The sequence below is a fragment of the Pseudomonas sp. NPDC086581 genome, assembly GCF_044746165.1.
GTDB lineage: Bacteria > Pseudomonadota > Gammaproteobacteria > Pseudomonadales > Pseudomonadaceae > Pseudomonas.
Genome location: NZ_JBIVBR010000011.1, coordinates 188,419 through 208,482 on the forward strand (window position 1 = coordinate 188,419; position 20,064 = coordinate 208,482).

The 20,064-nt window shown below is 66.0% G+C and carries 21 protein-coding genes and 1 tRNA gene; 11 read left to right on the forward strand and 11 right to left on the reverse strand.

All coding sequences use genetic code 11. The annotated features are described in order from the left end of the window. Positions 1-49: 49 nt before the first annotated feature. Positions 50-499 carry a DMT family transporter gene (locus ACIPK7_RS22260; RefSeq protein ID WP_017520596.1) on the reverse strand — a complete coding sequence of 150 codons (450 nt, stop codon included), beginning with the start codon at positions 497-499 and terminating at the stop codon, positions 50-52. Positions 500-625: 126 nt separating this feature from the next. On the opposite strand from ACIPK7_RS22260, the gene ACIPK7_RS22265 reads away from it, so the two are divergent. After that, the gene (locus ACIPK7_RS22265; protein ID WP_401090229.1) at positions 626-1,027 is read left to right on the forward strand and encodes an SRPBCC family protein; all 402 of its coding nucleotides are present in this window, start codon (positions 626-628) and stop codon (positions 1,025-1,027) included. Between the two features lie 158 nt (positions 1,028-1,185). Here the strand turns inward: ACIPK7_RS22265 and ACIPK7_RS22270 are convergent, their stop codons facing one another. Beyond that, on the reverse strand, positions 1,186-3,210 hold the full coding sequence (locus tag ACIPK7_RS22270; protein WP_401090231.1) for an FAD-dependent oxidoreductase: 2,025 nt from the start codon (positions 3,208-3,210) through the stop codon (positions 1,186-1,188). Positions 3,211-3,400: 190 nt separating this feature from the next. Between ACIPK7_RS22270 and ACIPK7_RS22275 the strand changes: the two genes are divergently transcribed. The 7 genes from ACIPK7_RS22275 (at position 3,401) to selB (ending at position 13,079) form a co-directional block, all read left to right on the forward strand. Beyond that, entirely contained in the window at positions 3,401-3,589 is a 189-nt protein-coding gene (locus tag ACIPK7_RS22275; RefSeq protein WP_192434309.1) for a hypothetical protein, read from the forward strand. 153 nt (positions 3,590-3,742) lie between these two features. Continuing rightward, entirely contained in the window at positions 3,743-6,820 is a 3,078-nt protein-coding gene (gene fdnG / locus ACIPK7_RS22280) for a formate dehydrogenase-N subunit alpha (protein WP_401090233.1), read from the forward strand. Positions 6,821-6,828: 8 nt separating this feature from the next. After that, entirely contained in the window at positions 6,829-7,761 is a 933-nt protein-coding gene (gene fdxH / locus ACIPK7_RS22285) for a formate dehydrogenase subunit beta (protein WP_192434313.1), read from the forward strand. Between the two features lie 84 nt (positions 7,762-7,845). Then, positions 7,846-8,472 carry a formate dehydrogenase subunit gamma gene (locus ACIPK7_RS22290; RefSeq protein ID WP_253445548.1) on the forward strand — a complete coding sequence of 209 codons (627 nt, stop codon included), beginning with the start codon at positions 7,846-7,848 and terminating at the stop codon, positions 8,470-8,472. Between the two features lie 125 nt (positions 8,473-8,597). Continuing rightward, positions 8,598-9,530, forward strand: a complete 933-nt coding sequence (gene fdhE, locus ACIPK7_RS22295) for a formate dehydrogenase accessory protein FdhE (protein ID WP_401090236.1) — start codon at positions 8,598-8,600, stop codon at positions 9,528-9,530. Positions 9,531-9,702: 172 nt separating this feature from the next. Beyond that, positions 9,703-11,109, forward strand: a complete 1,407-nt coding sequence (selA, locus tag ACIPK7_RS22300; protein ID WP_401090238.1) for an L-seryl-tRNA(Sec) selenium transferase — start codon at positions 9,703-9,705, stop codon at positions 11,107-11,109. After that, entirely contained in the window at positions 11,106-13,079 is a 1,974-nt protein-coding gene (gene selB / locus ACIPK7_RS22305) for a selenocysteine-specific translation elongation factor (protein ID WP_401090240.1), read from the forward strand. Before selA ends, selB begins: the two co-directional genes overlap by 4 nt. Positions 13,080-13,399: 320 nt before the next feature. On the opposite strand, the gene ACIPK7_RS22310 is transcribed toward selB, so the two are convergent. Beyond that, positions 13,400-14,854: an alpha/beta hydrolase gene (locus tag ACIPK7_RS22310; RefSeq protein WP_401090242.1), complete on the reverse strand. Its 1,455-nt coding sequence runs from the start codon at positions 14,852-14,854 to the stop codon at positions 13,400-13,402. A gap of 65 nt (positions 14,855-14,919) precedes the next feature. After that, complete coding sequence (locus ACIPK7_RS22315; protein ID WP_401090244.1) at positions 14,920-15,390, reverse strand: hypothetical protein; 471 nt, start codon at positions 15,388-15,390, stop codon at positions 14,920-14,922. 245 nt (positions 15,391-15,635) lie between these two features. Here ACIPK7_RS22315 and ACIPK7_RS22320 point away from each other — a divergent pair. Further along, positions 15,636-15,731, forward strand: a tRNA-Sec gene (locus ACIPK7_RS22320). A 92-nt stretch (positions 15,732-15,823) separates the two neighbouring features. Here ACIPK7_RS22320 and ACIPK7_RS22325 read toward each other — a convergent pair. Continuing rightward, positions 15,824-16,159, reverse strand: coding sequence for a type II toxin-antitoxin system RelE/ParE family toxin (locus ACIPK7_RS22325; RefSeq protein WP_348588259.1), 336 nt, complete (start codon positions 16,157-16,159; stop codon positions 15,824-15,826). Next, positions 16,156-16,392 (reverse strand): type II toxin-antitoxin system ParD family antitoxin, encoded by a 237-nt coding sequence (locus ACIPK7_RS22330; protein ID WP_015479019.1) that lies wholly within the window; start codon positions 16,390-16,392, stop codon positions 16,156-16,158. The genes ACIPK7_RS22325 and ACIPK7_RS22330 overlap by 4 nt, the downstream gene beginning before the upstream one ends. A gap of 259 nt (positions 16,393-16,651) precedes the next feature. On the opposite strand from ACIPK7_RS22330, the gene ACIPK7_RS22335 reads away from it, so the two are divergent. After that, on the forward strand, positions 16,652-17,074 hold the full coding sequence (locus ACIPK7_RS22335) for a hypothetical protein (RefSeq protein ID WP_401090246.1): 423 nt from the start codon (positions 16,652-16,654) through the stop codon (positions 17,072-17,074). A gap of 12 nt (positions 17,075-17,086) precedes the next feature. Here ACIPK7_RS22335 and ACIPK7_RS22340 read toward each other — a convergent pair whose 3' ends face one another. The 4 genes from ACIPK7_RS22340 to ACIPK7_RS22355 form a co-directional block, all read right to left on the reverse strand. Next, complete coding sequence (locus ACIPK7_RS22340; RefSeq protein ID WP_401090248.1) at positions 17,087-17,410, reverse strand: excalibur calcium-binding domain-containing protein; 324 nt, start codon at positions 17,408-17,410, stop codon at positions 17,087-17,089. A gap of 78 nt (positions 17,411-17,488) precedes the next feature. Next, the gene (locus tag ACIPK7_RS22345; protein ID WP_401090250.1) at positions 17,489-17,707 is read right to left on the reverse strand and encodes a DUF6434 domain-containing protein; all 219 of its coding nucleotides are present in this window, start codon (positions 17,705-17,707) and stop codon (positions 17,489-17,491) included. 83 nt (positions 17,708-17,790) lie between these two features. Further along, positions 17,791-17,994 (reverse strand): hypothetical protein, encoded by a 204-nt coding sequence (locus tag ACIPK7_RS22350; RefSeq protein ID WP_192434338.1) that lies wholly within the window; start codon positions 17,992-17,994, stop codon positions 17,791-17,793. A 72-nt stretch (positions 17,995-18,066) separates the two neighbouring features. Further along, positions 18,067-18,696 (reverse strand): GrpB family protein, encoded by a 630-nt coding sequence (locus ACIPK7_RS22355; protein ID WP_401090252.1) that lies wholly within the window; start codon positions 18,694-18,696, stop codon positions 18,067-18,069. Between the two features lie 252 nt (positions 18,697-18,948). Here ACIPK7_RS22355 and ACIPK7_RS22360 point away from each other — a divergent pair, with 252 nt between their 5' ends. Beyond that, the gene (locus ACIPK7_RS22360; RefSeq protein ID WP_192434343.1) at positions 18,949-19,374 is read left to right on the forward strand and encodes a hypothetical protein; all 426 of its coding nucleotides are present in this window, start codon (positions 18,949-18,951) and stop codon (positions 19,372-19,374) included. A 30-nt stretch (positions 19,375-19,404) separates the two neighbouring features. On the opposite strand, the gene ACIPK7_RS22365 is transcribed toward ACIPK7_RS22360, so the two are convergent. Next, on the reverse strand, positions 19,405-20,064 hold the full coding sequence (locus ACIPK7_RS22365; protein WP_401090254.1) for a M15 family metallopeptidase: 660 nt from the start codon (positions 20,062-20,064) through the stop codon (positions 19,405-19,407).

Consider the following 20,064-nt stretch of genomic DNA (forward strand, 5'->3'; position numbering starts at 1 on the left):
GCAAATCTCCTGCGGGCGAGCCATCCGTGCTCAGAGTAGACGGAGTGGCTCAGCCCTTGCGGATCATCCAGATGCCTACGGCGATGGCGGCCATGCCGGCGATTTTCAGGGCGCTCACCGGCGCTTCCTTGAAACCGGCCCAGCCGAAGTGGTCCAGTGCCAGTGCCATGCCCAGCTGGCCGGCGAGCACCAGCACCATGAACATCAGCGCGCCGACGCGCGGTGCGGCGAAGGCGGCGATGAAGATGAAGAACATCCCCAGGAAGCCGCCGCACCACTGCCACCAGGGCATCCCGCGCATCGCTGCGAGGCTGGGGAATTCGCGGTTGGCCAGGGTCAGCGCGAGCAGCCCGAGCATGCCGACGAAGAAGGAAATCAGCGCGGCGGCCAGCACGCTGGACACCTGCTTGGCCAACTGGCCGTTGATGCCGGCCTGAAGGGGCAGGCAGGCGCCGGCGATCAGCGGAAGGACGAACAACCACCAGGGTGGCGTAGGCATGGGAAGCTCCGGAAAGGGTCGCAAAGCAGGACAGCGAAGGGCTGGCCAGCGGTCGATCGAGAATAGTCAGCCGCGTAGTATGCACCACACTGGAGCATCGCTCCCGCCCCGATGGAGGTCCCGACCATGGCCACCCGCGCTTCCCGCGTGCTGAGCGTCCGCATCGAGCGGCCGCGCGACACAGCCTACGAGTTCCTCGCCGACCCGACGAACTTCCCTTACTGGGCTTCAGGCTTGTGCAGCTCCATCGAGCCGCTGGAAGGTGATCTCTGGCTGGCGCAGACACCCCAGGGCCCCCTGCGCGTGCGCTTCTCGCCGCGCAACGCGTTCGGCGTGCTCGACCATGACGTGCTGCCCGAGCAGGCACCGGCCGTCCACATCCCACTGCGGCTGATCGCCAATGGCGATGGCTGCGAGCTGCAACTGACCCTGCTGCGCCAGCCGCAGATGGACGACGCCACCTTCGAGCGTGACGCCCAGTGGGTGGAGCGCGACCTGCAGGCGATCAAGGTGTTGCTGGAGGGGTGACGTCGAACGCCCTGGGCGCACTTCGCCGGCGTGGCCCCTTCCAGCAGGTATACAGATGGACCGACCCTGTAGGAGCGAGCTTGCTCGCGAACATTTTCCAGGCAACTGCAGAGCTGGGCGGTTCGCGAGCAAGCTCGCTCCTACGAAAACAACTGCGCTTATAACCGCGCCGCCAGCTCAGCACCCTCGCGGATCGCCCGCTTGGCATCCAGCTCCCGCGCCACGCTGGCGCCGCCGATGATGTGGTAGCGCAGGTTCTGCGCCGCCAGCGTCGGCTGCAGGTCCAGCAGCGGTTCCTGGCCGGCGCAGATCACCACGTTGTCCACCGCCAGGCATTGCTCCTGGCCGTCGATGCGCAGGTGCAGGCCGTCGTCGTCGATGCGCCGGTACTCGACGCCGCCGAGCATCCGCACGCCGTGATGCTTGAGGTGCGCGCGGTGTACCCAGCCGCTGGTCTTGCCCAGCCCGGCGCCGGGTTGGCCGGCCTTGCGTTGCAGCAGCCAGAGCTGCCGGCGGGGAGCGGCGGCGACCGGCGGGATCAGCCCGCCGCCGGTGGCGTTGTCCAGGTCGATGCCCCACTGGCCCAGCCACTCGCCCAGCGGCTGCGGGCCGTCGCGCTCGGTCAGCAGGAAGCTGGCGACGTCGAAGCCGATGCCGCCGGCGCCGATCAGCGCGACCTTCTCGCCGACCGCTGCGCCGCGCAGCACATCGAGGTAGCTGAGCACCTTGGCATGACCAATGCCCGGAATCGACGGCGTGCGCGGCTGGATGCCGGTGGCGACTATCACCTCGTCGTACTCGCCGCTCAGTTCGCCGCGCCGGATGCGCCGGCCCAGCTGCACCTCGACGCCCAGTTCGCCCAGGCGCACGGCGAAGTAGCGCAGCGTCTCGTGGAATTCTTCCTTGCCCGGCACGCGCTTGGCCAGGTTGAACTGCCCGCCGATCTCCCCGGCGGCTTCGAACAGCGTCACCCGGTGGCCGCGCTCGGCGGCGACGCAGGCGGCGGACAGCCCGGCCGGCCCGGCACCGATTACCGCGATGCGCTTGTGGACGCGTGCCTTGCGGTAGCGCAGTTCGGTCTCGAAGGCCGCGCGCGGGTTGACCAGGCAACTGGCGCGGCGGTTGGCAAAGGCGTGGTCCAGGCAGGCCTGGTTGCAGGCGATGCAGGTGTTGATCGAAGCGGCGCGCCCGGCGGCGGCCTTTTCCACGAACTGCGGATCGGCCAGCAGCGGCCGGGCCATGGACACGAGGTCGGCGTGGCCTTCGGCGAGCAATCGCTCGGCGACTTCTGGCGTGTTGATGCGGTTGCTGGCAATCACCGGTACCCGCAGCTCGCGGCGCAGGCGTGCGGTGACGTCGGCGAAGGCGGCGCGCGGCACCGAGGTGACGATGGTCGGCACTCGTGACTCGTGCCAGCCGACGCCGGTGTTGAGCAGGTCGATGCCGGCGCCTTCGAGGGCTCGCGCCACGGTGCGCACCTCGTCCCAGGTGTTGCCGCCTTCCACCAGGTCGAGCAGCGACAGGCGGTAGCTGATGACGAAGCGTTCGCCCAGCGCGCGGCGAGTACGGCGGACGATTTCCAGCGGCAGGCGCATGCGGTTGCCCAGGTCGCCTCCCCAACGGTCTTCGCGCTGGTTGGTGCGCGGGCAGAGGAACTGGTTCAGCAGGTAGCCTTCGCTGCCCATGATCTCCACGCCGTCGTAGCCGGCGGCGTGGGCGAGCTTCGCGCAGCGTACGAAGGCGGCGATGGTGCGCAGGATGCCGCGCTCGGACAGCGCGCGCGGGGCGAACCAGCTGATCGGCGATTTCACCGGCGAGGCCGAGACCACCAGCGGGTGATAGCCGTAGCGCCCGGCGTGGAGAATCTGCAGCAGGATACGCCCGCCCTCGCGGTGCACCGCCTGGGTCAGGCGCCGGTGCGCCGGCACCTGCAGGCCGCTGGTGAGGCTGCTGCCCAGCGGCAGCAGCCAGCCTTCGCGGTTGGGCGCAAAGCCGCCGGTGATGATCAGCCCGACACCGCCGCGCGCCCGCTCGCGGTAGTAGGCGGCGAGCTTGCCGAAATCCCACAGGCGGTCTTCCAGGCCGGTATGCATCGAGCCCATCACCACGCGGTTGCGCAGTTGAATCGGGCCCAGGTCGAGCGGGGCGAGCAGGTGAGGGTAGGGCGAGGCGGCGGACGACATGGAAGCGCTCTTGGGCAATCAGGTCCTGCCACCCTAACGGGCCGGCGATGGGCTGGTTAACGGCCCGGCTGCCGTACTGTTCGGGCATTTCGGTCAAGCACTTCGGTTGACAGACTGGCCACAGGTTCCAGACTCAAACCCATGGCAGGGCTGCAAGGCCCGATCGCAGGCTGAAGTGACGGAGGTCGTCATGAAAGCGATAAGAAAAAGACATGCGCGCCATTACCTGCTCGCTGCCCTCATCGGCGTGGCCCTGCTCGGGCTGCACGAATCCCTCCAGCCAGACCGCGCGCAATCCGCCTGCCGCGCAGACGGCGAAAGTATCTCCTGTGCCTACCCGCCCGTTGCCCATTTGGGGGTACTCGGCGGCACGTTCTGAGTGACGCACTGACGCGCGTCAATGCGCCGCAAATCCGTGGCGTGCATGGTCTGCCCCGCTCAAAGCTGGCGCATTGCGCCCGCTTGGCTATCTTTTAAGCAGCAAGGGTCCGGCCATGCACCGGACGTACGCTGCCTGATCAGGAGACGCACGATGGATATGAACCGTCGGCAATTTTTCAAGGTCTGCGCCGTGGGCCTTGGAGGATCGAGCCTGGCGGCACTCGGGATGGCACCCCCGGATGCATTCGCCGACCAGATCCGCCACTTCAAGCTTGCGCGCACCGTCGAGACCCGCAACACCTGCCCATACTGCTCGGTGGGTTGCGGCATCCTCATGTACAGCCAGGGTGATGCGGCGAAGAACGTCGCGCAGAACATCATCCACATCGAGGGTGATTCCGATCACCCGGTCAACCGCGGCACGCTCTGCCCCAAAGGCGCTGGCCTCTTGGACTTCGTCCACAGCCCCAACCGCCTGAAGTACCCGCAGATTCGCGAAGCGGGCTCTTCCGAGTGGAAGCGCATCGGCTGGGACGAGGCGCTCGATCGCATCGCCAAGCTGGTGAAGGAAGACCGCGACGCCAACTTCATCGAGAAGAACGCCCAGGGCCAGACGGTGAACCGCTGGCTGACCACCGGCTTCCTGGCCGCGTCGGCGTCTTCCAACGAAGCGGGCTACATCACCCACAAGGTGGTTCGTTCTCTCGGCGTACTGGCGTTCGACAACCAAGCGCGTGTCTGACACGGCCCGACGGTGGCAAGTCTTGCCCCGACGTTTGGCCGTGGAGCCATGACCAACCATTGGACCGACATCAAGAATGCCGATCTGATTCTGATCATGGGCGGAAACGCCGCTGAAGCGCATCCGTGCGGCTTCAAGTGGGTAACCGAAGCCAAGGCGCACAACAAGGCGCGCCTGCTGGTGGTCGACCCGCGATTCACCCGTTCCGCTTCGGTCGCCGACTATTACGCGCCCATCCGTACCGGCACGGATATCGCCTTCCTCGGCGGTCTGATCAACTACCTGCTGGAAAACGACAAGTACCAGAAGGAATACGTGCACAACTACACCGACGTCTCCTTCATCGTGAAGGAAGGCTTCGGCTTCGACGACGGGCTGTTCAACGGTTACGACGCGGAGAAGCGCACCTACCCGGACAAGTCCTCCTGGCAGTACGAGCTGGGCGAGGACGGTTTCGCCAAGGTCGACCCGACCCTGACGCACCCGCGCTGCGTGTTCAACCTGATGAGGCAGCACTACAGCCGCTACACGCCGGATGTGGTGAGCAACATCTGCGGCACGCCCAAGGACATGATGCTCAAGGTGTGGGAAGAGATTTCCACCACTGCGGCGCCGACCAAGGTCATGACCATCATGTACGCCCTGGGCTGGACCCAGCACTCGGTGGGCGCGCAGATGATCCGCACCGGCGCGATGGTCCAGCTGCTGCTGGGCAACATCGGCATGCCCGGCGGCGGCATGAACGCCCTGCGCGGCCACTCCAACATCCAGGGCCTGACCGACCTGGGGCTGCTGTCCAACTCGCTGCCCGGCTACCTGACCCTGGGCATGGACGCGGAGCAGGACTACAACGCCTACATCACCAAGCGCACCAGCAAACCGCTGCGCCCAGGGCAGTTGTCCTACTGGCAGAACTACCCGAAATTCCACGTCAGCCTGATGAAATCCTGGTTCGGCAAGGCCGCGACCAAGGAGAACAACTGGTGCTACGACTGGCTGCCGAAGCTGGACATGCCCGGCGCCGGCTACGACGTGCTGCGCTACTTCGACATGATGTACCAGGGCAAGGTCAACGGTTACTTCTGCCAGGGCTTCAACCCCATTGCGTCCTTCCCCAACAAGGCCAAGGTCAGCGCCGCGCTGGCCAAGCTGAAGTGGATGGTGGTGATGGACCCGCTGGCTACCGAGACCAGCGAGTTCTGGCGCAATGCCGGCGAGCACAACGACGTCGACACCAAGGCTATCCAGACCACGGTATTCCGCCTGCCGACCAGTTGCTTCGCCGAGGAGGACGGCTCCATCGTCAACTCTGGCCGCTGGCTGCAGTGGCACTGGAAGGGCGCCGAGCCGCCGGGAGAAGCGCGTACCGACATCGCCATCATGAGCGGCCTGCTGCATCGTTTGCAGGCGGCTTATCGCAAGGATGGCGGCGCTTTCCCCGACCCGATCCTCGGGCTCGACTGGCCGTACCTGACGCCCGATGAGCCGACCCCGGAGGAAATCGCCAAGGAGTACAACGGCAAGGCGCTGGCGGATCTCGTCGACCCGAACAACGGTATGGTCCTGGCGAAAGCCGGCGAGCAGCTTCCGGCCTTCGCGCTGCTGCGCGACGACGGCAGTACCGCCAGCGGCTGCTGGATCTTCGCCGGCTCCTGGACGCAACTGGGCAACCAGATGGCCCGCCGCGACAACAGCGACCCGTACGCCATGGGCCAGACGTTGGGCTGGGCCTGGGCGTGGCCGGCCAACCGGCGCATCCTCTACAACCGCGCCTCGGCGGACGTCAGCGGCAAGCCGTGGGACCCGGTGAAGAAACGCCTGGTGTGGTGGAACGGCAAGGCCTGGGGCGGCACCGACGTGCCCGACTACAAGGCCGACGTACCGCCGGAAGCGGGGATGAACCCGTTCATCATGAACCCCGAAGGCGTGGCGCGTTTCTTCGCCGTCGACAAGATGGCCGAAGGCCCGTTCCCCGAGCACTACGAGCCGTTCGAGACGCCGATCGGCGTCAACCCGCTGCACAAGAACCCGCAGGCGATCAGCAGCCCGGCGGCGCGGGTGTTCAAGAACGACATGGAGCTGTTCGGCACAGCGAAAGAGTTCCCCTACGCCGCGACCACCTACCGACTCACCGAGCACTTCCACTTCTGGACCAAGCATTGCCGTCTGAATGCCATCGTCCAGCCGGAACAGTTCGTCGAGATCGGCGAGGCGCTGGCGAAGGAACTCGGCATCAAGGCCGGCGACCGCGTGAAGGTCTCCTCCAACCGCGGCTTCATCAAGGCGGTGGCGGTGGTGACCAAGCGCATCCGTCCGCTGCAGGTCAACGGCCAGACCGTGCACCACGTGGGCATCCCCTTGCACTGGGGCTTCTCGGGTGTGGCGCGCAACGGCTACCTGACCAACACCCTGACCCCCTTCGTGGGCGACGGGAATACGCAGACGCCGGAGTTCAAGTCCTTCCTCGTCAACGTGGAAAAGGCGTGAGGTGAAGCATGAGTAGTCAAGACATCTACGCCCGCTCCGCCACGACCTTGCCGTCACCTTCGGTGCGGCACGAACAGGAAGTGGCCAAGCTGATCGATGTGTCCAAGTGCATCGGCTGCAAGGCCTGCCAGGTCGCCTGCTCGGAATGGAACGAGTTGCGCGACGAGGTGGGCCACAACCACGGCACCTACGACAACCCCATCGACCTCACGGACCAGTCCTGGACGGTCATGCGCTTCACCGAGCATGAGAACCCGGCCGGCAACCTGGAGTGGCTGATCCGCAAGGACGGCTGCATGCACTGCGAGGAGCCCGGCTGCCTGAAGGCCTGCCCGAGCCCCGGCGCCATCGTGAAGTACGCCAACGGCATCGTCGACTTCAATCAGGACCATTGCATCGGCTGCGGCTACTGCATCACCGGCTGCCCGTTCAACATCCCGCGCATCTCGCAGAAGGACCACAAGGCGTACAAGTGCACCCTGTGTTCCGACCGCGTGGCGGTGGGCATGGAGCCGGCCTGTGTGAAGACCTGCCCGACCGGCGCCATCGTCTTCGGCACCAAGGAAGACATGAAGGAGCACGCCGCCGAGCGCATCGAGGACCTGAAGTCCCGCGGGTTCGAGAACGCCGGCCTGTATGACCCCCAAGGCGTGGGCGGCACGCACGTCATGTACGTGCTGCACCACAACGACCAGCCCTCGCTGTACGCCGGCCTGCCCGACAAGCCGGCCATCAGCCCGATGGTCAGCCTGTGGAAAGGCCTCACCAAACCGCTGGGCCTGCTGGCCATGGCGGGCGTGGTGCTGGCCGGGTTCTTCCACTACACCCGCATCGGCCCCAATCGGGTCGAAGAGGACGAGGAAGACGGACCCGACCCGCAGGCACCGGTGCACAAGGTCGACCCTTCGGTGCATGACTATGATCCGCGTACTCCACGCTGAGCCCACACGCCGAACTGCCCCCTCTCCCTTCAGGAAGAGGGTTGGGGAGAGGGTGCTCGCAAGCTCTCCCAGGAGCCCGACGACATGAAAAAAGATATCCAGCGCTACAACGCCAACGAACGGAGTAACCACTGGATGGTGGCCATTCTGTTCTTCCTCGCTGGCCTCTCGGGGCTGGCGCTGTTCCACCCGGCCATGTTCTGGCTGACCAACCTGTTTGGCGGCGGCCCGTGGACTCGCGTCCTGCACCCCTTCCTCGGGGTGGCGATGTTCCTGTTCTTCCTCGGCTTGGTGATCCGCTTCGCCCACCACAACCTGGTGGAGAAGCGCGACGTGCAGTGGCTCAAGCAATGGCGCGACGTGGTCACCAACCGCGAGGAGAACCTCCCGGAAGTCGGCCGCTACAACGCCGGACAGAAGCTGCTGTTCTGGACCCTGCTGTTGTGCATGCTGGTACTGCTGGTGACTGGATTCGTGATGTGGCGTGCCTACTTCAGCCACTTCTTCGGCATCGACCTCATCCGCATCGCCTCGCTGCTGCATGCCTTCGCCGCCTTCGTGCTCATCTGCAGCATCCTGGTGCACATCTACGCCGGTATCTGGGTGAAGGGCTCGATGGGCGCCATGCTCTACGGCTGGGTCAGCCGCGGCTGGGCGCGCAAGCACCACGCGGCGTGGCTCAAGGATGTGGACAAGGGCAAGGGGCACTGACGCTCGACGTAATCGCCGGTTGACGCCCGTGCGTCAGCCGGCACGAACCATCCCCTCTCCCTTCAGGGAGAGGGCTAGGGAGAGGGGCTTTCAGGCCCCTCTCCGAACCCAACAAGGAGTCCTGCGTGTCAGGCCGAATTCTCGAACCCGGGCAGATCGAAGCTGCCGCCAACATTCCTCCGCTGTTCAACCTGCCGTCCCCCGACCTGTTCTCCCGCCGCGCCGCGCGCCTGCGTGAGCTGGCGCCGGGCAATCCCCTGCAGGGCTACCTCGAACTGATCGCCGGGGTCTGCGAAACGCAGCAGGCGCTGCTCGACCGCAAGCTGTTCCTGCAATCGCCGGACGCCGTCGCGCTGGCCCGCAGCCGCGAGCACCGCATGCCGCCGCTGGCCTACGAAGTGCTGGTGCGTGAAGGCGCGTGGCTGCCGTTGCTGGACGCCTTCCTCGACGCCTATGAAGTCACCGCCAACCCGGCCGTGGTCGAAGCGCTGAAGGTTCTGCGTAGCGCCGATTCCGGCCAGCGCAAGGCCTGGGCGCTAGGCTTGCTCAACGGCCAGTTCGACCTGCTGCCGCCGGCACTGGTGCCCTTTCTCGGCGCCGTCCTGCAGGTCGCCTTCAGCCAGTGGTTGCTGCAACTGCCCGACGACACCCTGGCGGAAACCGACAGCCAGACCCTTTGCCCGGCCTGCGGCGCGCCGCCGGTGGCGGGGATGATCCGCAGCCAGGGCAAGCATGCCGGGCTGCGCTACCTGTCCTGCTCGTTGTGCTCCTGCGAATGGCACTACGTGCGGGTAAAATGCAGCCACTGCGCCGAGAGCAAGGGGCTGGCCTACTACTCACTGCAGCGCGAAGGCGTGGCCAGCGACCAGGCACCGCTCAAGGCCGAGACCTGCCCCGGCTGCCAGTCCTACCTAAAACAGTTCTACCTCGAGCACGATAAGCACGCCGAGGCCCAGGCGGACGACCTGGCCAGCCTCGCGCTGGACATCCGCCTCGCCGAAGACGGCTATCTGCGCACCGCACCGAACCTCCTGCTGGCGCCGGGCGGCGGCGGTTAAACCCGCCCTTCGTAGGGCGCATAGCGCGGAACGCGTTATCCGCCGCCAACCCCATGGCGCGGACATGGCGGATAACCGCAAGCGGTTATGCGCCCTACGAATGCAGCACTTCCGCTGCCACCCTGGTCTCCTACACTTACTCCAGCCATCGCCTCCTGCACAAGGTTCGTCCATGACCTCGGTACGTTTGCCCTCCATCGACCGCCTGCTGCGCAGCCCGGCCTGCGAGCCACTGCAGCAACGCTATGGCCGCGAGGCCCTGCTCAAAACCCTGCGCGACCTGCTCGACGAACTGCGTGAGCCCGCGCGCCACGGCCAACTTGCCGCCGTCGAACTGGAAGAGAGTGTGCTCGCCGGCCGCGCTGGCGAGCGTCTCGCGGCGCACCACGCCAGCCGCGTGCGCCGCGTGTTCAACCTCACCGGCACCGTGCTGCATACCAACCTCGGCCGCGCCTTGCTGCCCGAGGAAGCCATCGAAGCGATCACGCTGGCCGCGCGCTACCCGCTCAACCTCGAATTCGACCTGGCCACCGGCAAGCGTGGCGACCGTGATGACCTCATCACCGGGCTGATCCGCGAGCTCACCGGCGCCGAAGCCGTCACCGTGGTCAACAACAACGCCGCTGCCGTGCTGCTGGCGCTCAACAGCCTGGGCGCGCGCAAGGAAGGGATCATCTCCCGCGGCGAGCTGATCGAGATCGGGGGCGCCTTCCGCATTCCCGACATCATGTCCCGCGCCGGCGTGAAGCTGGTCGAGGTGGGCACCACCAACCGCACTCACGCCAAGGACTACGAGGCCGTCATCAGCCCGCGTTCCGGCCTGCTGATGCGCGTGCACACCAGCAACTACAGCGTGCAGGGCTTCACCGCCAGCGTTGCCACCCCGCAGCTGGCACAGATCGCCCATGCCCACGGCCTGCCGCTGCTGGAGGACCTGGGTAGCGGCACCCTGGTCGACCTCACCCGCTGGGGCCTGCCCAAGGAGCCGACAGTGCAGGAAGCCCTGCGCGATGGTGCCGACATCGTCACCTTCAGCGGCGACAAACTGCTCGGCGGCCCGCAGGCCGGCCTGATCCTTGGCAGCAAGGAACTGATCGGGCGGATCAAGAAGAACCCGCTCAAGCGCGCCCTGCGCGTGGACAAGCTGACCCTCGCCGCACTGGAAGCGGTGCTCAATCTCTACCGCGACCCCGACCGCCTCGCCGAACGCCTCACCAGCCTGCGCCTGCTCAGCCGCCCGCAGGCCGACATCCGCGTCCAGGCCCAGCGCCTGGCGCCTGCTTTGGCAGCGCTGCTGGGCGAGCGCTGGAGCGTCAGTGCCGTGGACGCCTTAGGCATGATCGGCAGCGGCGCCCAACCGGTCGCGCGCCTACCCAGCGCTGCGCTGTGCCTACGCCCGCACCAGCCCAAACGCCAGCGCGGCCGCGCCCTCCTGGACCTGGAAGAGCGCCTGCGCTGCCTGCCGATCCCGGTGCTCGGCCGCATCGATGACGACGCGCTGTGGCTCGACCTGCGCCAGCTCGACGACGAACCCGGCTTCGTCGCGCAACTGCCGCTGCTGGTCGAGGACGACGCATGATCGTTGGCACCGCCGGGCACATCGACCACGGCAAGACCTCACTGCTGCGCGCGCTCACCGGCATCGAAGGCGACCGCCGCCCGGCCGAGCGCGAGCGCGGCATCACCATCGACCTCGGCTACGTCTATGCCGACCTCGGCGATGGCGCGCTCACCGGCTTCATCGACGTGCCCGGGCACGAGCGCTTCGTCCACAACATGCTGGCCGGCGCCAGCGGCATCGACCTGGTGCTGCTGGTGGTGGCCGCCGACGACGGCGTGATGCCGCAGACCCGCGAACACCTCGCCATCGTTCAGTTGCTCGGCATCCGTCGCGCCATGGTCGCGCTGACCAAGGCCGACCGCGTTTCGGGCGAACGGGTAGAACAGGCCGCCGCTGAAGTGCGTGAACTGCTGGCGTCCGGACCACTTGCCGGCGCGCCGATCTTCCCAGTCTCCAGCATCAACGGAGCGGGAATCGAAGCGTTGCGCCAAGCCCTCGCCGACGCCGCCCGCGAGACCTTTGAGCGCGCCGCAACCGGTGGCTTTCGCCTGGCCGTAGACCGCGCCTTCAGCGTCAGCGGCGCCGGTGTCGTCGTCACCGGAACAGCCTTTGCCGGCACCCTGAATGTCGGTGATGAATTGCTGCTCGGCAATGCCGGCCGCCGCGTTCGCGTGCGCGGCCTGCACGCACAGAACCGCGAAGCGCAGCAGGCCCACGCCGGCCAGCGCGTGGCGCTGAACATCGCGGGCGAGCGCCTGAACCTCGAACAGATTCACCGGGGCGACTGGCTGATCGCTGGCGAACTGCATGCGCCCACCACGCGCATCGATATCGACCTGAACCTGCTGCTCAGCGAAACCCGCGCCTTTGCCCACTGGACGCCGGTGCATGTGCACCTCGGCGCGCAGGACGTCACCGGCCGCGTCGCACTGCTCGAAGGCGAGCGCCTGCAACCCGGCGAACGCGCCTTCGCGCAACTGGTGCTGAATGCGCCCAGCCACGCCGTGCATGGCGACCACCTGGTGCTGCGCGACCAATCCGCGCAGCGCACCCTCGGCGGCGGCCGCGTGCTCGACCCCTTTGCCCCTGCGCGCAACCGGCGCAGCCCGGAGCGTCTGGAACAGCTGCGCGCCCTGCAGGGAGACAGCCTCGAAAGCGCCTTGCCAACCCTGCTGGCCCACGCCAGCAACGGCCTCGATCCCGCGCTGCTGGCGCGCCAGTTCAACCGCCCGCGCGAAGGCTGGCAGCTGCCCGGCGAGCTGGTCGAAATCAACACCCGGCTCGGCGCACGGCTGTTCGCCGCAGAACGCTGGTCCGCGCTGCAACAGCAACTACTCGACGCCCTGCAACGCTTCCACGCCGACGCCCCCGACGAACTCGGCCCCGACCGCGACCGTCTCCGTCGCTACGCCTTCTCGCAGCTCGACCGGCCGGTCTTCATCGCCCTGCTGGAAAGCCTGCTGGCGACGGGGAGCGTGGAGAGCAGCGGCCCCTGGCTGCACCTGCCCGATCACCGCGTGCAACTGGGCGAAGCCGACGAGAAACTGCGCGAACGCGTATGGCCACTCCTGCTGGCCGGCGCTTTCGACCCGCCGTGGGTGCGTGACCTCGCCCGCGAGTTGGGCGCGGAGGAGGGCGACGTACGCCTGCTGCTGCGCAAACTCGCCCGCCTTGGACAACTGCATCAGGTGGTGAAGGACCTGTTCTACCCTGAGCAGTCCGTCCGCCAGCTTGCCGGCCACGCGCTACACCTGCGTGACGAAGCCGGCATCATCCGCGCCGCCGCCTTTCGCGACCGCATCGGCATCGGCCGCAAGCGCTGCATCCAGTTGCTGGAGTACTTCGACCGCATCGGCTTCACCCGCCGCTTTGGCAATGAGCGACGGATCAGGGAGGATTCTGCTTTGGCCATGACTACCAGCGAGAAGGAATACGACGACTACCTGCGGGCGAAAGTCGAGGCTGCCAGGGCTTCTGTGAGCTCCTAGGATGGGCGGCCCGACGAGGAAGTTGAAGCGGAGTTCGCCGCTCGTCGAGCCGAAGCAAGTCGCAAGCAGTGAGAAAGCTCGGTGGTGCTGAATGGCATCGCCGGCGAAAGCAAATCACTGCCGACGAAAGCAAATCACTCAGCGGGGACGTCGCTGCCTCCCGGCTAGTCGCACCACTCAAGAAACTTTCTGAACTCCCGATCCCCACGCCCCCTCGATACACCTGTTGACTACCGGGGAGTGGGTCCAATGAGTTCCTGGCTGATTCTGCTGTTCATCGCCATCACCGTAATCGCCGTCGTGCTGGATCTGGGCAAGCGCTAGCGCGACGGCAACACCTGATCGACCCGTTGCACGAGATAGTCGTAGAACGGGTTGGAAGTCACCCGCTGGAACAGGTCCAGCCCGACGATCAGCACGCCGCGTTCACCGCGGGGCGTGAGGGTGCCCAGGTGGATGCCGAAGTCTTCTCCGGCCGCCGGATGCTGGCCGTAGAGCGCGTCGTTGGGCGGGAAGGGCAGCGCCACGTGGGACAGCGAGAACAGGTCCGGTGGGTAGCTGGCTGCCAGTGGCTGGCTTTCCTGTTGCCGGCTGTGGGCCGGCGTGTGCAGGGCGCTGGTCTGGCTGGTCTGCGGGCTGTTGGAGATCACCGTGAGGTCGTAACTGCGCGCGCGCTGCGGCAGCAGGCGCTCGCCGAGCGTGGCCATTTCCGGGCGCAGCAGCGGGCCGTAGTTCAGCGAGCGGTTGAGGTCGAACAGCACCAGCTCGCTGCCGTTGTCCGGCAGGCGGTCGTACAGGTTGCTGATCACCGCCGGGGTGCTGACGGTGCTGTCAGCGAGCGACTGGAAGGTGAGTATCGGCGGCAGGCGCGCGAGGCTACCGCTGCGGCTGGCGCTCTCCAGGCTGGACTGCACGGCATCGGTCAGCTCCACCGTCTGGCGCGCCGCCGCGATGGGGAAGGAGTTGTACTTGAACGGATTGAACTCCGGCAGCACGCTCAGCCAGGCTGCCTTGGCGAAGGCCGGCAGCAGAGCCGGCAAGCCTGCCAAGCCGGCGAACTGCGCATAGCGAGTAACGCCGATCATCGGCGAGATCAGCACCACCTGTTCCGGCATCGTCAGGCTCGGGTCATCCAGCGCATCCAGGCTGTACTTCATCGCCAGCGCGCCGCCGTTGGAGAAGCCCACCATCAGCAGCGGCGCGCCCGTGGGCAATTGCGCAGAGGCCTCGCGCACGGCCAGCCGGGTGGCGGCCATCCAGTCTTCCCAGTCCGCGTCGGTGAGCCCGGCCGGTACGGTGCCGTGGCCCGGCATGCGGATTGCGATCACCACGAAGCCCTGTTGCCGCAGGTGCTCGCCCAGGTGGCGCAGGCTGTAGGGCGAATCGGTCAGCCCATGCAGCAGCACCGCCGCGCCGCGCACTTCGCCAGCGGGGCGCATCTCGTAGGAACGATTCCAGTCAGTGGCGAAGTGGCCGGGGTAAACCTGGCTCTGGTCGAAGTAGCGGTTGTAGGCGACGCGCTCGAAGGGTTGCAGGCTGGCCGTCATTTCCTTGCGCATGGCCTGCATCAGCTTGTCTTCGGCAGCCAGATAGCCGGCCCAGTCGGAGTGGTCGATCGCGTCGCTGTGCATGTCGTCCGGCACCCAGGTGTGCCAGGGTTCCAGCGGCGGGATGTTGCGCAGCGCGGCGACGCGCAGTCCCAGTGCCAGTACGGTGATGGCGAGGATGAGGATGACCAGCCAGAGCAGCGCCCTGGTGAGTTTCGCGTTCAGCATGGAATTCCTTTGGCGGCGTCCGGGACAAGCATAGAGCTCTTGGCGCTACAAAGTCCGCTCACGGGTCAAAGGGCCGACACCGCCTGGACATAGTCGGCATTGCCGATGCCCACCTGAGCCCAGACCGGGCGCGTCTCGTTGCCTTGGCGGTCGTACTGTTCGTCCGCGTCCCACAGTGTGATGATCTGCCCCGGAAACAGGTATTCGCAGTGGTTGAATTCATGCGCCCCGGAGTCGTCCGCTGAGGCGATCAGCGAGAACAGCTCGCCAGCCGCCAGCGCAAACACATCCACGCCCAGGTAGCGCGCGAGGTACTGCTCGCTCTGGGAGAGGCCGATGAACCAGATGAACCCGTGCTCGTCGCACTCGGTCTGGATCGCAGCCTGACAGAAGTAATCCGTCGGCCCGTTCGAGGATTCCAGCGGGAAACCCACGGCTGCCAGCGCATCCCGCGCCATGGCTCGCGTGTCGCCGAGGCAGACCGGACCAATGCCCAGGCGGGGGGAAATATCGAGGATGGGTAGAGTGGGCTTCATGCCGTGGAGCTCCCTGGGTACTGCTAGCGAGGTTAGAGCACGGGCAGCCAGTTCGCTGCCTTTTTCTGGCCAATAAGTGGCCTTTTGATGTTGATTGGCCAGAATGTCATGACGGACTGCGCCGGACTAACTGGGCGACCCTGTGCCGACTGCGGCATCGCTGCGCTGGCATCGGTCATGGCAATGATGGCAACATCCGGGCTCCCGCTTTCGCCGCAGCCTTCGAGCAGCCGGCTTCTGACCAGGGAAGGCAATCACGCCCGGTGGCGTGGCCGGGCTTCAAACCCGGTGGGGGACGGCAACCGTTCCTGGGTGAGTTCGACTCTCACTGCCTTCCGCCAATTCCCCCGTCTACAGCCCGCGTGGCTCTAGGCTTCCGGCTTAGCCCGGGAAGACGCTTCGACGCCGCTGTCGAAGAAGTGTCGAAGGACTTTCAGTGCGGTGCACCCTCGCCAGCCTGCATCCAGGACGGGATATCGTTCATGCCGTGAAGGACGCGCCATACATCGATGTGGTCGTCGCGCTCGACGTAGAACACCAGGTAGGGATAGCGCTTGAGTGGCCAGCAGTGCAGCCCCGGCAAATCCAGCTCATGGGCATAGCGGGCCGAGCCGCTACCAGGGTGACGGGCGATATGGGCGTATGCCTTTTCCAAGGCATCGACAAACCCCAGAGCAGCCTGTTCGGCATCTTCGCTCAGGTAGTAATCGACTGCCGCTTCAACATCCTGATTGGCGAGTGCTCGCGGAATGACTGGCTTGGCCTTCATCCACGGGCCTTACGCACCCGCGTGCGGAGCGATTCGAAGTAGTCACTGTCGGCAGGTGCCGCAGGCATCGACTCGGCCCCGGCGATCAGCAGGCCCCGCAGACGCTGACGGTCCTGGTCCTTGCGAATCAACTCGCGCACGTATTCGCTGCTGGTGCCGTAACCACGCTGGCTGACCTGCTCATCGACGAAGCTCTTGAGCGTATCCGGCAGGGAAATGTTCATCGTGCTCATGGGACCTGTCTCTCTGGAATGGCAAAATTTGCCAAAACATACTAGCACTCGCGATTCTCTCCGGTATCGAGCAGGCGATGAAAGTTTCCAATTGGTCCCGATGTCAGCACATCTGAATAGGGAAAGTTCTGCGGATAGCTACGGATACTGATCAGGAGGGGAGGCCCCGAAGACTCTTTTGCCAGATCCTCTTCTGCCGATAGCTCCCTTGCATTACTGGCCAGCTAAGCTGCTCGGGGTTAAGTGGCTGGAGCGCGCCATGGTCAGGCTGGATCTGTTTACCGAAGAGCATCTGGAACTGAGCGACCTATGGCGTTGGCAGGATGGCGTTCGCGAGGAGGCCTTTCTGGTGCCGTTGGCTTCGGCGGGGGATCTGGCGCCCGCTGCTCCCTGGTTGTTGGCGCGGGCGCTGTTTCGACTTCCTTGCGGGATCGAATTGCAGGGCCTGCTGGCCTATGACCCGATCGAGCAGGATGTTTACGCGGTGCAGGTGCTGATCGGCCGCGACAGCTACTCCTTCAACAAGTACCTGCCGGAGGCTTCCTTCGAGGAGGTGCTGGCGCTGGCCGACCGGCTGAAGGTCAGTACCGGCGGTGTGCTGCCGCTGGGCTATAGCGTGGTGCGGCAGGCGCTGGCAGTGCGCGACGGTCAGTTCACGCTGTGGTTGGGTGGTGGCTTGTAGCACTGCCAACCCTTACATGCGGCACAGCTGGTCTTCGCAGGGAATGCCGTCGTGGTCGCCATCCATCTTCATGCCCGGACAGCTGCGCAGAAACGCCTTGGCTTCCGCGCAGGAAGTCATCTGCGAGCAGTGTTGGCGGCCGTCGCAACGTACGCTGAGCGTGGGTTCCGGCTTGTTTTCCAGCGTTGCGACGGGTTCTGCGGCGGGGTCGCTGGGTGCAACGGGCGCGCTGGCGGACGCTGGGGCCGGGCGGAAGAAGCGCGACTGCCAGTTGGGGTTGTCCATGTACTGCCAGGCGAGCAGCGCGAGAACGGCGAGGAAGATCCCTTTCTTCATGGCGGTGATCCGGGGTGAGTGCACTGCGCAGTCTAGCGGGCGACCCGGCCCGCGCACCATCGGCAGCAAGCGGCGTGTTCAGCCAATGGCGAGGCCTTTCCGGCGCCGCCACTCATCCACCACCGCGCCCATGTCCGCTGCCGCGCCGCTGCGTATCCAGGCCATGAAGTCGCGGTCGAAACGGAAGCTGTCGCCGCAGTGCTGGGTCATGAAGCGGCGGACGTTCTGGGTGTTGCGGTAGTGGGCGTCCAGCGGGGTCTGGCGGGTGATCGGGTCGCTGTGCCAGTCGAAGGCCATGGTGTCCATTCCTGTGCCTTGGGGGAGCCCCCCTTATAGCGCAATCGGCAGCCGCTGGCGCGGTCTGCCGAGGTGTTGCGGCATTACTGGCCCCACATCATCCGCTGCTGCTGCGCCGAATAGTCGTCGCTTTGCAGGCGTACGCGGGTGGGCTGGCGTTCGAGGTTGTCTTCGCCGAAGGATTCGCGCACGGGCGATTCGATGGCGCTGAAGTGACTAAAGTGCGGGGAGTCGGCGCAGCCGACCAAGGCGAAGCAGGCGAAGGTGACCACGGAGAGCTTGAGCATGGGACTTCCTCCTGAGTGGGAGTCCCGAGCTTCGGCCGGCTGGATTAACGGCGGATTAACGCGTGGGGTTCTTCAGCGGCGTTCCGGCCCCTGGATTTCGCCGCCATGGGCTGCGCCGCCATCGCGGTCGCGGTGGTGCTCGGGTGGGTTGAGCGCACGGCCGAGTATCTGCGCGACGACCTCGTCCTTGCCTTCGGTGTAGGCGTCGCGGTCGGTGGGGAAGCGCTTTGCCAGGTCGTGCTTCACCTGGGTGTAGAGCTGCGCGTCCTCGGGGTGAGTGCGCAGCCAGTCGCGGAACAGCAGGCGGCGCGAGGCGTCGCTCAGGTCCATGACGTGGACGTGATGGGTGCGCCCGTTGCCCAGCGGCGGCATGCCTTTGACGAAGAACATCCGCGAGGTGTCGGGGTTCTCGGCCCAGTACTGGTAGCCCAGCCCTCGCAGCGGTTCGATCAGCTGGTGCGGGTCGCTGCCCGGTGGCGGCAGCAGGAGGATGTCGATGATCGGCTTGGCGTCCAGCCCCGGCACGGCGGTGCTGCCGATGTGTTCGATGCCCAGGCCGGGAAGGTCGGCGGCGTGGGCGATGGCGTCGGCTTCCTCGGCGAAGCGCTGGGGCCACGTCGGATCGTAGGCGACGACTTCGATGCGGTCTTCGTCGGCGTTGCTCCAGCGCTGGCCGTCGAATTCGGGGGCTTGCGGGGTCATGCGGTCACTCCAGCGGTGGGGCGGTGAGGGCGAGGGTTTGAGATTGATCCGGTGGGCTGAGTTCCGGGTCATTCTGCAGGAGCGCCACAGGCAGTTCTGGAAAGCGGCTCGCTTTACAGGTTGGCGATGAACGTCCCGGCAGGCAAGAGTTGGCACACGCGTGCTCGCATTTCGTCGGCAGGCCGCGAACGGCGGGGTCTGCAGTGAGTCATAGAGGTATCTCAACCCCCCGCCCATGGAGGCGATAACAAGATGAAAATGTCCCTGGTTGTTGCAGTAGCCTGTGCAGTCGCACTCGGCACGACAGCCTTGCTGCCTGCCGACTTCTCGCCGATCGGTTCGGCCTATGCCAAGGGCGACGGCGGTGGTCACGGTGGTGGCAATGGCGGCGGAAACGGTGGTGGTAACGGCGGCGGCCACGGTGGTGGCAAGGGGGATGCCGGCGGTAACCACGGCAGCAACAGCAATGGCGCGAACGATGGCGGCGAGCACGCCGGCAAGGCTACTCGCGACCATGGCCTGAGTGGCAACCACTACGGCAGCGAGAAGAACGACAGCAAGGGCCATGGCCAGGCAACGTCCGCCGTGGCGCATTCCAAGGATACCCAGGGCAAGACCAAGGCAGCGGCGATTTCCGCGACCAAGCCGGCCCACAAGAACACCCAGCACGACAACTGATCCACCGCGGCCAGGGACGGCCGCTGTTCTTCACTGCACCGGGAAGTCGAAGTAGGTCTTCGGATAAGGCTCAGTCTTCAGGGTGTAGTGCCACCACTCGGCGCTGTAGGGCTCGAAGCTGTGCCGCAGCATGGCTTGGCGCAATGTCTCGCGGTTGCGCGTCTGCTGCACGCTGATCAGCGCAGTGCCGTGATGGGAGATGGGCCCGAAGAAATCGAACGGGCTGCCCATGTCCAGCTCTTCCCCGGTTTTCGAATCCACCAGCGTGAGGTCGACGGTGCTGCCGCGCGAGTGCCCGGAGTGCTTGGCGATGTAGCCCTCGCGGAACAGCGCGGGCTTGTCCAGCTGTGGGTAGTAGCGCGCTTTCTGGCGGATGTCCTGTGGGTTGGCGGCCCAGCGGCGGAAGTCATTCACTGCGCGCTGCGGGCGATAGCCATCGAATATCTTCAGCGCCAGGCCGCTCAGGGCAATGTCCTTTTCCACTGCAGCCAAGGCGGTGGCGGCCTCTTGGGTGAGGATGATCCGCGCCTTCTGGTAACCGTCGATGGGCTCGCCGACGAAGTTGTCGGCGCCGGCGTAGCGCACGTCATAGCGCGCGGATTTCAGTATCTGGTCGAGATAGACGAAGCCGTCCTGGGCTGGTTGATCGGCGCGTAGTGCCGGGCTGACGAGCAGGCAGAGCAGCAGCAT

Coding starts and splice junctions, on each gene's coding strand:
- ACIPK7_RS22260 (WP_017520596.1), bottom strand. CDS start 499: ATGCCTACGCCACCCTGGTGGTTGTTCGTCCTTCCGCTGATCGCCGGC.
- ACIPK7_RS22265 (WP_401090229.1), top strand. CDS start 626: ATGGCCACCCGCGCTTCCCGCGTGCTGAGCGTCCGCATCGAGCGGCCG.
- ACIPK7_RS22270 (WP_401090231.1), bottom strand. CDS start 3,210: ATGTCGTCCGCCGCCTCGCCCTACCCTCACCTGCTCGCCCCGCTCGAC.
- ACIPK7_RS22275 (WP_192434309.1), top strand. CDS start 3,401: ATGAAAGCGATAAGAAAAAGACATGCGCGCCATTACCTGCTCGCTGCC.
- fdxH (WP_192434313.1), top strand. CDS start 6,829: ATGAGTAGTCAAGACATCTACGCCCGCTCCGCCACGACCTTGCCGTCA.
- ACIPK7_RS22290 (WP_253445548.1), top strand. CDS start 7,846: ATGAAAAAAGATATCCAGCGCTACAACGCCAACGAACGGAGTAACCAC.
- selA (WP_401090238.1), top strand. CDS start 9,703: ATGACCTCGGTACGTTTGCCCTCCATCGACCGCCTGCTGCGCAGCCCG.
- selB (WP_401090240.1), top strand. CDS start 11,106: ATGATCGTTGGCACCGCCGGGCACATCGACCACGGCAAGACCTCACTG.
- ACIPK7_RS22310 (WP_401090242.1), bottom strand. CDS start 14,854: ATGCTGAACGCGAAACTCACCAGGGCGCTGCTCTGGCTGGTCATCCTC.
- ACIPK7_RS22315 (WP_401090244.1), bottom strand. CDS start 15,390: ATGAAGCCCACTCTACCCATCCTCGATATTTCCCCCCGCCTGGGCATT.
- ACIPK7_RS22325 (WP_348588259.1), bottom strand. CDS start 16,159: ATGAAGGCCAAGCCAGTCATTCCGCGAGCACTCGCCAATCAGGATGTT.
- ACIPK7_RS22330 (WP_015479019.1), bottom strand. CDS start 16,392: ATGAGCACGATGAACATTTCCCTGCCGGATACGCTCAAGAGCTTCGTC.
- ACIPK7_RS22335 (WP_401090246.1), top strand. CDS start 16,652: ATGGTCAGGCTGGATCTGTTTACCGAAGAGCATCTGGAACTGAGCGAC.
- ACIPK7_RS22340 (WP_401090248.1), bottom strand. CDS start 17,410: ATGAAGAAAGGGATCTTCCTCGCCGTTCTCGCGCTGCTCGCCTGGCAG.
- ACIPK7_RS22345 (WP_401090250.1), bottom strand. CDS start 17,707: ATGGCCTTCGACTGGCACAGCGACCCGATCACCCGCCAGACCCCGCTG.
- ACIPK7_RS22350 (WP_192434338.1), bottom strand. CDS start 17,994: ATGCTCAAGCTCTCCGTGGTCACCTTCGCCTGCTTCGCCTTGGTCGGC.
- ACIPK7_RS22355 (WP_401090252.1), bottom strand. CDS start 18,696: ATGACCCCGCAAGCCCCCGAATTCGACGGCCAGCGCTGGAGCAACGCC.
- ACIPK7_RS22360 (WP_192434343.1), top strand. CDS start 18,949: ATGAAAATGTCCCTGGTTGTTGCAGTAGCCTGTGCAGTCGCACTCGGC.
- ACIPK7_RS22365 (WP_401090254.1), bottom strand. CDS start 20,064: ATGCTGCTGCTCTGCCTGCTCGTCAGCCCGGCACTACGCGCCGATCAA.